This window comes from Sediminibacterium sp. GW821-FHT12F12 (assembly GCF_058806635.1).
Genome location: NZ_JBXAPW010000008.1, coordinates 132886 through 145325, shown reverse-complemented (window position 1 = coordinate 145325; position 12440 = coordinate 132886). Strand labels below are relative to the sequence as shown.

At 46.8% G+C, this 12440-nt stretch carries 8 protein-coding genes; 6 read left to right on the top strand and 2 right to left on the bottom strand.

Going from position 1 to position 12440, the window contains the following annotated elements; translation table 11 throughout:
• Positions 1–20: 20 nt before the first annotated feature.
• Entirely contained in the window at positions 21–227 is a 207-nt protein-coding gene (locus tag AC1RNB_RS12650; protein WP_493083300.1) for a hypothetical protein, read from the bottom strand.
• 200 nt (positions 228–427) lie between these two features.
• Positions 428–2407, bottom strand: a complete 1980-nt coding sequence (gene gyrB, locus AC1RNB_RS12645) for a DNA topoisomerase (ATP-hydrolyzing) subunit B (RefSeq protein WP_493083299.1) — start codon at positions 2405–2407, stop codon at positions 428–430.
• 199 nt (positions 2408–2606) lie between these two features.
• On the opposite strand from gyrB, the gene AC1RNB_RS12640 reads away from it, so the two are divergent.
• The 6 genes from AC1RNB_RS12640 to AC1RNB_RS12615 all read left to right on the top strand — a co-directional run bounded on the left by AC1RNB_RS12640 (position 2607) and on the right by AC1RNB_RS12615 (position 12431).
• Positions 2607–3530, top strand: coding sequence for a helix-turn-helix domain-containing protein (locus AC1RNB_RS12640; RefSeq protein ID WP_493083296.1), 924 nt, complete (start codon positions 2607–2609; stop codon positions 3528–3530).
• A gap of 333 nt (positions 3531–3863) precedes the next feature.
• Positions 3864–5486: an amidohydrolase gene (locus AC1RNB_RS12635; RefSeq protein WP_493083294.1), complete on the top strand. Its 1623-nt coding sequence runs from the start codon at positions 3864–3866 to the stop codon at positions 5484–5486.
• A gap of 156 nt (positions 5487–5642) precedes the next feature.
• On the top strand, positions 5643–8402 hold the full coding sequence (locus tag AC1RNB_RS12630) for a DUF1553 domain-containing protein (RefSeq protein ID WP_493083293.1): 2760 nt from the start codon (positions 5643–5645) through the stop codon (positions 8400–8402).
• 5 nt (positions 8403–8407) lie between these two features.
• Positions 8408–9913 (top strand): DUF1501 domain-containing protein, encoded by a 1506-nt coding sequence (locus tag AC1RNB_RS12625; RefSeq protein ID WP_493083292.1) that lies wholly within the window; start codon positions 8408–8410, stop codon positions 9911–9913.
• A 206-nt stretch (positions 9914–10119) separates the two neighbouring features.
• Complete coding sequence (locus AC1RNB_RS12620) at positions 10120–11025, top strand: sugar phosphate isomerase/epimerase family protein (protein WP_493083290.1); 906 nt, start codon at positions 10120–10122, stop codon at positions 11023–11025.
• On the top strand, positions 11025–12431 hold the full coding sequence (locus AC1RNB_RS12615) for a c-type cytochrome domain-containing protein (protein WP_493083288.1): 1407 nt from the start codon (positions 11025–11027) through the stop codon (positions 12429–12431). Before AC1RNB_RS12620 ends, AC1RNB_RS12615 begins: the two co-directional genes overlap by 1 nt.
• Positions 12432–12440 lie beyond the last annotated feature (9 nt).

The window sequence follows — 12440 nt, the reverse complement described above, 5'->3', positions numbered from 1 at the left end:
TAATCTCGTATCATTATGGCTTAGAAACCTTTTTTAGCAACACCATCAGCGATGGCCTGTAATGCTTTGGCTTCGCTCATGATAGCGGCCATTTTATTGCCTTTGCCATCATGACCGCCTGCCATATAACCACCTTTGGCAGTTTTGGTGATAACGGCATCCTGCATAGGAACGTTTTTTTCCTTTGTTTTCAGGCAATATGCTTTGATCATTTTTGAAGTGTCCATGTTGTTAGAATTTAAAAGTTAGTAGATAAACAATGGGTTATAGCGCACAATCTACCAATTTTTTTCAGGAAAGTGAAATTTCAGGGCTGAGGGGCTACTTAAACTCCGACAGCAGGTTAACAATGGAAAGGGAAAATAAAAAGCCGGTGCAGGGCACCGGCTTTCACTATTGTTTCATAAATCAGCTGTTTTTAGCTCATTTACACGTCGATTTTTGCGTATTTCGCATGACTTTCAATGAATTCACGGCGGGGGGCCACATCATCGCCCATCAGCATACTGAATACCCTGTCGGCTTCCGCGGCGCTTTCAATGGTTACCTGTTTCAGGGTACGGCGGGCTGGGTCCATGGTGGTTTCCCAGAGCTGGTCGGCGTTCATTTCACCCAAACCCTTGTATCGCTGAATGGTAACGCTATCGTCTTTTCCGCCCCCCAGTTTGGCTACCCAGCCTTTTCTTTGCTCTTCGCTATAGGCATATTCCTGGTCCTTTCCTTTTTTAACGAGGTATAAAGGCGGTTGAGCGATATATACATACCCCTGCTCCACCATTTCTTTCATATAACGGAACACAAAAGTCAGGATCAGTGTAGCGATATGCGAACCATCCACATCGGCATCGGTCATGATGATGAGTTTGTGGTAGCGCAGTTTGGCCATATTCAGGGCTTTGGGATCTTCCGGTGTGCCTACTGTAACGCCAAGAGCCGTGTACAGGTTACGGATCTCCTCATTTTCGTAGATCTTATGCTCCATGGCTTTTTCTACGTTCAGGATCTTACCACGTAAGGGCAGGATGGCCTGGTAACTTCTGTCGCGACCCTGTTTGGCCGTTCCACCCGCAGAGTCTCCCTCCACCAGGTATAATTCGCATTTCTGTGGGTCTCTTTCGCTGCAATCGGCCAGTTTACCGGGCAAACCGCCGCCGCTAAGTACCGTTTTACGCTGCACCATGTCCCGGGCCTTTTTGGCCGCTACCCTTGCCTGCGCTGCCAGAATGATCTTGGAGATCACATTTTTGGCTTCTTTGGGGTTTTCTTCCAGGTAAGCCTCCAGTGCACGGGCCACTGTGGTTTGCACGATCCCGCTTACTTCGCTGTTACCGAGTTTGGTCTTGGTTTGTCCTTCGAACTGCGGTTCAGGCACTTTTACAGAGATAATGGCGCTCAATCCTTCGCGGAAATCGTCTCCCTCAATGGTTACCTTGGCTTTTTCGAACAGGCCCTGTTTATCACCGTAGGTTTTGAACACACGGGTAAGCGCCTGGCGGAAACCGGTAACGTGGGTACCGCCTTCAATGGTATTAATATTATTTACATAGGAGAAGATATGCTCCTTGAAATCGTCGTTGTACGTTAAAGCCACTTCTACCGCAATATTGGAAGCTTCATCATGGCCATCCACATAAAGAGGAGAAGGAATCAGCGCGTTACGGTTACCGTTTTTGTCCAGCATTTCTACAAACTCAACGATACCGCCTTCGCTATAGAAGTTTTTGGAGTAGGCATTGCCGTCAGCATCCAGATCGCGCAGATCGGTGAGGGTGATGCTGATGCGTTTGTTGAGGTAGGAAAGTTCGCGCAAACGTCCTTCCAGGATCTCTTTGCGGTAAACGGTTTCCTGGAAAATGGTGGCGTCGGGCCAGAAATGAACAAGCGTACCGGTTTTATCGCTGGTGCCGATCTCTCTTACGGCATATTGCGGTACACCGATCTTGTATTCCTGTTCAAATATTTTTCCTTCGCGGTGTACGGTTACGTGCAGGGTGGTACTTAATGCATTCACGCAACTCACCCCTACACCGTGCAAACCACCCGATACTTTGTAAGTGTCTTTATCGAACTTACCACCGGCATGCAGCACGGTCATAACGATCTCGAGGGCACTTTTCTTTTCCTTGGTATTAATACCGGTAGGGATACCCCGGCCATCATCCTGCACACTGATGGAATTGTCTTCGTGGATGGTTACGGTAATATTCTTGCAATAACCGGCCAAAGCCTCATCAATGGAGTTATCTACTACTTCGTATACAAGGTGGTGGAGACCTTTGATGCCGATATCCCCGATATACATGGCGGGCCTTTTCCGCACCGCTTCCAAACCTTCCAATACCTGTATGCTGTCGGCGCCATAATTCCTGTTCTGGGCGTCGTTGCTATTCTGTTGTTCCTGGGTCATAAATGCTGATCAGTCCTGAGTTTTAACAATTTTTCAGAGGTGGGCAAATCTAACGAAAATAAAGGGGCTTTTTGGGCCAAAACAAGCCTATTTTTCCCCATTTTCAGGGCCATTGTGGATGAGAAAATGACGCTTGTATGACAGGCCCGGGAATGATGGGCTTGCAAAATAGATGTTTATACATTAAATTTGCGTTTGCATGTTACAGGTAATGGACATATTAAAGGTTTCGCAGCGCAGCGGTATTGAGCCCAGCATGGATCTGCTGTACGAGAAAGAGCAGAACATTCCGGGTTCCATTCAGTACAGCATCAAGCGTTACTACGCCCAGCATTCATGGGTGGCAGAAGATACCGGTATGATGGTATATCATTACAATGCCAAAAAGCCTGCTGAGAATTATCTTGAGCTCCGTTATTGTACTACCGGTAACCGCTATTGTGAAGAAAGAAGCTGCGGCCAGTGTAACCAGTTACCCACCAATAACTGCAGTGGTAAACACCAAACGGTGGATGTATTTACTTTCCATTTTACTTCCACATTTTTACACCAGTTCGTGCACAATGTGAAGATGAGTAACCGCAAGGATGAAGTGCTTGCGTTCAAACATCCACATGCTTTTACCAAAGTGTTTCCGCTGTGTAATAAAAAAAGAAACGTACTGGATGGATTACTGAACCACAGTTATTCCGGCTCGCTCGAAAATATTTTTGTGAATGCCAAGATCCATGAGCTCTTACTCTATAGCCTGGAATGCCTGGTTGACGAAAAAGAAGAAGGGTTTACCTGTAAGTTCCTGGCCGACGAAAGTGGTCGCGAAAGAATTTACCAATCGAGAGAAATTCTCCTGCAACATATCGGCGATCCCATTACCATCAAGGAACTGAGCCGCAAAGTGGCCATGAACGAGTGTTACCTGAAAAAAGGATTCAAAGAAGTGTTCGGCACCACCATCTTCGATTTTTACCAGCAGCAAAGAATGGAACACGCTAAATACCTTTTGTACGAGAAAGGATTAAGTGTTACAGATGTATCTGCTTTGCTTGGTTACTCTTCTATCTCTCATTTTTCCGCTGCTTTCAAAAAGCATACAGGGTTGAAGCCTTGTGAGCTGTTAAAGTAGACTGCTCCCTGCGGGAGAATATCGAATGTCGAACAGGGAATATCGATCACCGAAGTGAAAACATCCGAATTTCTCTGTGTATCTACTAACCTCTGTTTCTCTGTTTTGAAAAACACGACTATATTCCTATCATTCTACATTATCTGCCTGCTCTCAACATTGCTACCTGGAGATACAGAGGATTACAGCGTTTTAGATAGATCATCGAGTATTTTGTGGGTTAGAAATGATGTTTAAGGATAAACAACCTTACAACTTCGACATTCGACATTCCCTGCTCGACATTCGATATTCCCTCCTCCTCCCTATCTTTATCTCACTCAAACCATCACTATGCGAAAATTTCTTTTCCTGGGCATCCTCTTTGCCATCAGTTCCTGCTCCAGCTCCAAAGTAGACACCATCATACACCACGCCGTGGTTTACACAGTGGATTCTGCTTTTACCATGGCAGAAGCAATGGCGGTAAAAGACGGTAAGATTGTAGCAGTAGGAAAGAATGAGGAGATCATGGGCAAATACACGGCTACGGATAATATCGACGCCAAAGGCGAAGCGGTGTACCCGGGTTTCATTGATGCCCATGCGCATTTTGTGGGATATGGCCGTTCCCTGTTCCAGGCCGATCTGTTTGGTACCAATAGCTGGGAAGAAACGGTAGCCCGCATTAAAACTTTTGGAGAGGCACATCCCGATCTGCCCTGGATCCAGGGGCGGGGCTGGGACCAGAACCGCTGGCCGGGTAAAACCTATCCTACCAATGAGGAACTGAATAAACTGTTCCCGGATAAACCTGTGGTGATTACGCGGGTGGATGGACATGCATCTATTGCCAACCAGAAAGCACTGGAACTGGCCGGGATTGAAGCAGGGCAGACGGTGGTAGGTGGATCCATTGAAGTAAAGAACGGGAAACTGACCGGTGTGCTGATAGATAATGCCGATAACAAAGTACATGCACAGATTCCGGAGCCTACCAAAGAAACCTATCTGCAGTGGTTACAGGCGGCACAGAAGAATTGTTTTGAACAGGGACTGACCACTATCACCGATTGCGGACTTAGTTATCAGGATGTGGATGCCATTGATGCCTTACAAAAAGAAGGCAAACTGGATATGCGTTTGTTTGTGATGTTAAGTGATAATGATGATAATATTAGCCGGTACGTAAAGAAGGGGCCGTATAAAACGGATAAGTTATTTGTGAATGGATTCAAAGTGTATATGGATGGAGCGCTGGGCAGCCGCGGTGCCTGTTTGCTGGCGCCGTATGCAGATAAAGCAGGCTGGTCTGGTTTTTTGCTCCGCAATCAATCGCACTATGATTCTTTGGCCGGGGTGTTGATCAATACTTCGTTTCAGATGTGTACGCATGCCATCGGCGACAGTGCTAACCGCGAGATCCTGCATATTTACAACAAATACCTGCAGGGTAAAAATGATAAGCGCTGGCGGATTGAACATGCACAGATCATCAACCAGAATGATTTTAACCTGTTTGGTGCTGCCAATATCGTTCCATCGGTACAACCTACGCATGCTACCAGTGATATGTATTGGGCTGAAGAAAGACTGGGAAAAGAAAGACTGAAAGGCGGGTATGCTTTTAAACAATTACTGCAGCAGAATGGCTGGTTGCCATTGGGTACCGATTTTCCGGTGGAAGATATTTCTCCTTTCAAAACTTTCCTGGCGGCTGTGGCACGTAAGGATGCCCAGGGGTTTCCGGCAGATGGTTTTCAGAAAGAGAATGCTTTGAGCAGGGAAGAAACTTTACGGGGTATGACCATCTGGGCGGCCAAGGCCAGTTTTCTCGAAAAAGAAGTGGGCAGCCTGGAAGCGGGTAAAAAAGCTGATTTTATCATACTCGATAAAGACATTATGAAAGTAGCGGAGAACGCTATTCTGCAGGTGAAAGTAAATGCTACTTATCTGGGTGGCAAAAAAGTTCACTAAGAAGCACCAGGTTTACAGTGCCAATGCACAGATTTGCAAAATCTCTATTTTGTGGATCTGTGCATTTTCGTTTTCCATCTAATGGAATGGGGCTGCAAAGTTGTTTTCGTTACAAGCTGAAAAAAGCTAACTTTAAAACGATAAACGAATTGCTGTATGAGACTCCCCCGTCTTTCCAAACTTTCGTGGATAGTAACTATTCTCGTGCTGGGTGCAGCGGGTTTTTCGTTTATGATCTCCGGTCATACGGTTGATTACAATACAGAAGTAAAACCCATTTTCAACAAAAAATGTATTACCTGCCATGGCGGTGTTAAACGCCAGAGCGGGTTCAGTCTCTTATTCCGTTCCGAAGCATTGGCGGTGAATAAATCCGGAAAAGCGGCCATCATCCCCGGCGATCCCTCGCACAGTGAACTGGTCAGGCGTTTAACACTGAAAGATCCGGAAGAGCGGATGCCGTATAAACATCCTCCACTATCGGATGATGAAATCAATACCCTGAAAAAATGGATCAAACAGGGTGCCCCATGGGGAGATCACTGGGCTTATGTGCCCGTTGAAAAAACAACGGTTCCGAAAGTAGATAACTGGTTCTTCGGTACTACCGGTGGTGGTGATTGGGCGAAAAACGATATCGATCATTTTATTTACCAGCGTATGCGCGAAGAGGGGCTGACACCCTCTGCTGAAGCCGGCAAAGCCACGTTACTGCGAAGAGTAAGTTTGGATATTACCGGGTTACCCGCTTCTGTTGCAACCGCAGAAAAGTTTCTAACCAATAACAAAGCCGATGCATATGAAAAACTCGTAGACGAGCTGTTGGCCAATCCGCATTACGGAGAACGCTGGGCAGCCATGTGGATGGACCTGGCGAGATATGCCGATACCAAGGGCTATGAAAGAGACGACTGGCGTTCTATCTGGCGCTACCGCGATTGGCTGATACAGGCATTTAACGAGAACAAACCCTATAACCTTTTTTTAACAGAGCAACTGGCAGGAGATCTGTTACCTGATCCTACCGATGCGCAATACATCGCTACTGCCTTTCACCGCAACAGCATGACCAATGATGAAGGTGGAACAGATAATGAAGAATTCAGAACTGCTGCCGTGATTGACCGGGTGAACACTACCTGGGAAACCCTGATGGGTACCACTTTTGCCTGCGTACAATGCCACAGTCATCCCTATGATCCCTTCCGGCATGAAGAGTATTACCAGTTCATGGCTTTCTTTAATAACACAAGGGATGAAGACACGTATGATGATTATCCTTTGCTAAAAGAATTTCACAAAGAAGACAGCACTAAGTTCGTTCAACTGAAAACCTGGTTGGAAAAACAGGCGCCTGAAAGAGAAAAGGAACTGATCAAATTTGTAAAGACCGGACAGCCGGCCATTAACTCCATTGCAGCGGATCAGTTGGTGAATGCGGCTTTAACGGATACCAAATGGCTGGTCTTACGAAATAAAGCGGTTGCGAGAATTCCGGCGGTGGATTTTCAGAACCATACAGAACTGTTATACCGCTACAAAAGCTGGAAAACCGGTGGTACATGGGAGATCCACTTTGACAGGCCCAATGGTCCGCTGGTGAATGCTGTACAGGTAGCAGATACGAAAGGAGGTTGGAAGATCACTACATTGAGTCTGCCTGCCAGCTCCGGCGCTCGTGATCTGTTTTTTACTTACCGCAACAATTCACTCAGCAATGCAGAAGAAACCGGCATGCAGTTCGACTGGTTTTTTATCACCGATCCCTTTCCGGGAAAAGACAAACCGGGTCATGACAGTGCCGCTAAATATTTCAATGACCTGCTGGTTTCTCAACAGAAAACCATTACGCCGGTGATGGTAGAAAATCCTTCTTCTTTATTCCGTGCTACTTATCTGTTTGAAAGAGGTAACTGGCTCACCAAAGGGAAAAAAGTAACAGCCGCCGTACCGCGTTCGCTGGGAGCATTACCTGTTAATGCGCCGAAGAACCGGTTAGGACTGGCTGCCTGGATAACGGATAAAAAAAATCCGCTTACGGCCAGAACCATTGTGAACCGGATCTGGGAACAGTTCTTTGGGCAGGGTATTGCAGAAACATTGGAAGACCTGGGAACACAGGGGATCCCACCTACGCATCGGGAACTGCTGGATCATCTTTCCTGGAAACTAATGTATGAGTACAATTGGGATCTGAAAAAACTGATGAAAGAAATTCTCTTATCTGCCACTTACCGGCAGGATTCAAAACTGGATAAGGAAGCAACAACAAAAGATCCTTTTAATAAATTCTATGCAAGGGGTCCACGGGTTCGTTTATCGGCAGAGCAGGTGCGCGACCAGGCATTGGCGGTAAGTGGATTGTTATGCGAGAAAATGTACGGTCCAGGCGTATTTCCTTACCAGCCGGAAGGTATCTGGATGTCGCCATGGAATGGTGGAAGCTGGAAAAAAAGTGATAGCTGCGACCAGTACCGCAGGGCATTGTACACGTACTGGAAACGTTCTGCACCCTATCCTTCCATGATCAGTTTTGATGGCACATCGCGCGAAGTGTGCACACCAAGGCGGATCCGTACCAACACTCCCTTGCAATCGCTCACTACTTTGAATGATTCGGCGTATACAGAAGCTGCACAATTTTTTGCCTACCGGATGCAGGCAGAGGGTGGACAGGAATTAAAAACACAGATCAGCCGGGGGTATGAACTGGCCATGCACCAACCGATCTCTCCAGCAAAACTCGCTGTGTTTGAAAAGTTATATATGACAGCTTATAAAAGTTTCCGGACTGATACAGCGAAAACGAGATTGATGGCCGGCGCAGTTCTGAATAAACAAAACCCAACCACAGCTGCCCTGGTAGTAGTGGCCGGTGCTATGATGAACCTGGATGAATTCATTACCAAAAACTAAACCGCATGTCAAAGAACAACCATCGGATATTCAACGAAGCCAGGAATAAAAAACTGGAACTGGAAACCCGCCGGTTGTTTCTGAAAGAATGTTTATTGGGCATGGGCGGATTAGCCATGGGTTCGGTATTGGGTGGATGTAACTGGTTGGGAGGAAACGATACAGCAGCCGGCCAGTTGTATAACAGTGCCAATCCTTTGTTACCGCATTCACCACATTTTCCAGGTAAAGCACGATCAGTGATTTATCTGCACATGGCCGGTGCCCCCTCGCAGCTGGAATTGTTTGATTACAAACCAGACCTGATGAAATTAGACGGACAGGATTGTCCGCCCTCTTTACTCGAAGGGAAAAAATTTGCTTTTATCCGTGGTGTTCCTAAAATGATGGGGCCGCAGGCGGTATTTCAGCAACGGGGCCAGAGTGGCGCCTGGGTATCGGATCACTTACCCCATTTTGCCAAAGTAGCCGATGAAGTCAGTTTTCTGAAAGCGGTACAGACCGATCAGTTCAATCATGGTCCTGCCCAATTACTGATGCATACCGGAACCCCGCGTTTGGGAAGACCTAGTATCGGTGCCTGGTCTACTTACGGATTGGGCAGCGAGAACAGTAATCTCCCCGGATTTGTGGTACTCACTTCCGGCGGAAAATTTCCGGATGCGGGTAAGAGTGTGTGGGGCAGTGGTTTTCTTCCTTCGGTGTACCAGGGTGTGCAGTGCCGGAGTGAGGGTGATCCGGTATTATTTATCAAGGATCCCGCGGGCATGGATCGTGATCTGCGTAAAGCTTCTATTGATGCGATCAATGAAGCCAATCGCCTGAGTTTTGAAGAGTTTAAGGATCCCGAAATTCTCTCCCGCATCTCACAATATGAAATGGCCTACCGCATGCAGATCTCTGTACCGGAGATGATGAATATTAATGATGAACCCGCCTATATCCACGAAATGTATGGCACGCAGCCCGGTAAAGCCTGTTTTGCCAACAATGTACTGCTGGCGCGCAAGCTGGTGGAGAAAGGAGTTCGCTTTGTACAGTTATTTGATTGGGGGTGGGACAGCCATGGCACCGATGAAAACCTGGCCATTGATTATGGTTTTGTGAATAAATGCAGAAGCATTGATAAACCGATTACTGCTTTGCTACTCGATCTGAAACAGCGTGGTTTGCTGGATGAAACGCTGATTGTTTGGGGTGGAGAGTTTGGACGTACCCCAATGCAGGAGAACAGAGATGGCAAAAAGAATCCTTTCAAAGGAAGGGATCATCACACCGAAGCATTCACCATGTGGATGGCCGGTGGTGGTATTAAACAGGGCACCAGTTTTGGCGAAACGGATGAGATCGGATACGCAGCTATCAGCGGTAAAACAACGGCATTTGATATCCAGGCCACTATCCTGAACCAGTTAGGGTTTGATCATGAAAAACTGACCTATCAGTTTCAGGGAAGACCGTTCCGGTTAACGGATGTGCATGGGAGGGTGATCAATGAGATTGTTACGTGATGGTGATGATGTTGTTGGTCTGGCGACCAACAACGGCAATCTGAATTTTTGCCACGCTCTTCAGAGCGTGGGTAAGGAGATGAGATCTGATTTTTCTTTCGGGACTTTAGTCCCGAGTATATAGTGGATTTTATTTCTCAGAGTAGAATAGCCAGCATCGAAAAGCTGGAAAATATATGAGTGTAGACAGACGAAAATTTTTATCTATGACAGCAACCCTTGGGACACTGGCGCTTTCGCCATTCGAAGAATTGATGGCCGCAAAACCTGCATTTACGGTTCCCGCAGACTTTCGTTTACGGGTGCTGGGAACCAACTGGGGTTTTGCCGGAACGGTAGATGCTTTTTGTGCAAAAGCCAAAAAAGCAGGATATGATGGCATAGAAATGTGGTGGCCCGGAACAGCTGTAGCGCAGAGAGAATTATTTGATGCACTGCAGAAGTACCAGCTCGAGATCGGTTTTCTGGCAGGTGGATCTGATCCGGATCCAAAGAAACATTTTGAACAGTTCAAAGTCATGGTAGATGGGGCAGCTTATCAAACTGTACAGCGGCCTTTGTATATCAACTGTCATTCAGGACGAGATTTTTTCTCGATGAAAGAGAATGGGCCATTCATCGAATACACGAATAAGGTTGCGAAAGAAACGGGTATTATTATCTGCCACGAGTCGCATCGCAGCCGCATTCTCTTTGCGGCACATGTGGCCAAACAATATTTTCAGCAATATCCTGATCTGCGTTTAACACTGGATATTTCGCATTGGTGTAATGTACACGAATCATTGTTACACGACCAGGAGGAAACGGTACAACTGGCACTCAGCAGAACCGATCATGTGCATGCACGTATCGGTCATCCCGAAGGCCCACAGGTAAATGATCCCCGCGCACCGGAATGGGAAGGAACGGTAAAGCGGCACCTGGAATGGTGGGATACGGTGGTGCAGACCAAGATCAAACAGGGAACCAAACAGTTAACCATACTCACAGAGTTTGGTCCGCCGGATTATATGCCCACTTTGCCTTATACCCGGCAGGCATTATCTGACCAATGGGCCATTAACGAATACATGATGCAATTACTCCGTAAAAGATATCACCGCAACTGATGAATGCATTCACAAACTTCTTCGGACGATTTCACCCCTTGCTGGTACACCTGCCCATTGGCTTTTTGTTGATGGCATTGGTCTTGCAATGGCTTTGCAACAAAAAAAAGTATGCTGCCATTGCACCGGCTGTACCGGTTGTTTTTTTACTGGGGATGATCAGTGCGGTACTTTCCTGTATTTCCGGCTGGTCGCTGGCCACTGGTGGAGAATATGAAGAAGCCACATTGGAGCTGCACCGATGGATGGGTATCGGAGTGGCGGTTGTTTCGGTTGCCGCTTATTATTTTTCGCGGCAGACAAAACTGGTTGTGAAAAGCATACTGGCTGTGGTGCTGTTTCTGCTGATCCTGTTAGCAGGTCATTTGGGTGGTACCCTTACGCATGGTGAAGGTTTCCTGACCAAAGGGATCTCCGGTGGAGCAAAAGATTCAACCACATCTGCCCGAAAAACCATTGTGAATGTACAGGAGGCCCAGGTGTTTGCCGATATTGTTCAACCCGTTTTATTAGATAAATGTGGCACCTGCCACAGTGCCAAAAAACAAAAAGGCGGACTGCGGCTGGATGGTCAGGAATGGATATTGAAAGGAGGTAAGGAAGGGAAAGTAATTACGTTAGGTAATGCCGAAGCCAGTGAATTATACAAACGGATATTACTCGATCCCCTGGAAGAAAAACACATGCCACCCAAAGGCAAGCCGCAGTTAACCGAACAGGAAATTGCCCTGTTACACTGGTGGATCAGCAGTAATGCCGGCTTCGATAAAAAAGTAAAAGAAGTGGAACAGCCTGCAAACCTGAAACCTGCTTTACTCGCTATGCAATCTGCCGCTGTTACCATGCAAAGACCTGCCATCCCCGATGAACAGGTGGAAGCAGCCGGAACGGCTGTACTGGATACGCTCCGAAATGCAGGCGTTGTGGTTTTGCCTGTGGCTGCTAACAGTAATTACCTGCTCGCTAATTTTGTAAGCATTCCACAGATTTCAGAGAGAACGGTGGGACTGTTACAACAGATCAGCAAACAACTGGTGTGGTTAAAACTGGGTTATACAGCACTATCAGAGAATTCCTGGAAAATGATCGGTCAATGCACAAATCTCACCCGGCTGCAGGTAGATCATACCAATCTTACCGATGCGTCTGTCAGATACCTGACTTCTCTGCCAAAGCTTCAATACCTCAACCTTGTGGGAACCAAAATAACCGCACAGGGTGTTCAGCAATTAAAAGGACTGGCCAAATTAGAAAACATATATCTCGGCCAAACAATGGTGAAAGGAAATGATATAGCAGTGTTACAAAAACTATTTCCCAAAGTACAGATCGATTCCGGCAATTACCGCGTAGAAAATCTGGCAACAGACACGCAGGTTCTGAAAGCACCACCGGCTAAGAAATAAAACCTGAAT

Bases quoted from the DNA above. Each gene is read 5' to 3' on its own strand.
- AC1RNB_RS12640 (WP_493083296.1), top strand. From the start codon at position 2,607: ATGTTACAGGTAATGGACATATTAAAGGTTTCGCAGCGCAGCGGTATT.
- AC1RNB_RS12615 (WP_493083288.1), top strand. From the start codon at position 11,025: ATGAATGCATTCACAAACTTCTTCGGACGATTTCACCCCTTGCTGGTA.
- gyrB (WP_493083299.1), bottom strand. From the start codon at position 2,407: ATGACCCAGGAACAACAGAATAGCAACGACGCCCAGAACAGGAATTAT.
- AC1RNB_RS12630 (WP_493083293.1), top strand. From the start codon at position 5,643: ATGAGACTCCCCCGTCTTTCCAAACTTTCGTGGATAGTAACTATTCTC.
- AC1RNB_RS12635 (WP_493083294.1), top strand. From the start codon at position 3,864: ATGCGAAAATTTCTTTTCCTGGGCATCCTCTTTGCCATCAGTTCCTGC.
- AC1RNB_RS12620 (WP_493083290.1), top strand. From the start codon at position 10,120: ATGACAGCAACCCTTGGGACACTGGCGCTTTCGCCATTCGAAGAATTG.
- AC1RNB_RS12650 (WP_493083300.1), bottom strand. From the start codon at position 227: ATGGACACTTCAAAAATGATCAAAGCATATTGCCTGAAAACAAAGGAA.
- AC1RNB_RS12625 (WP_493083292.1), top strand. From the start codon at position 8,408: ATGTCAAAGAACAACCATCGGATATTCAACGAAGCCAGGAATAAAAAA.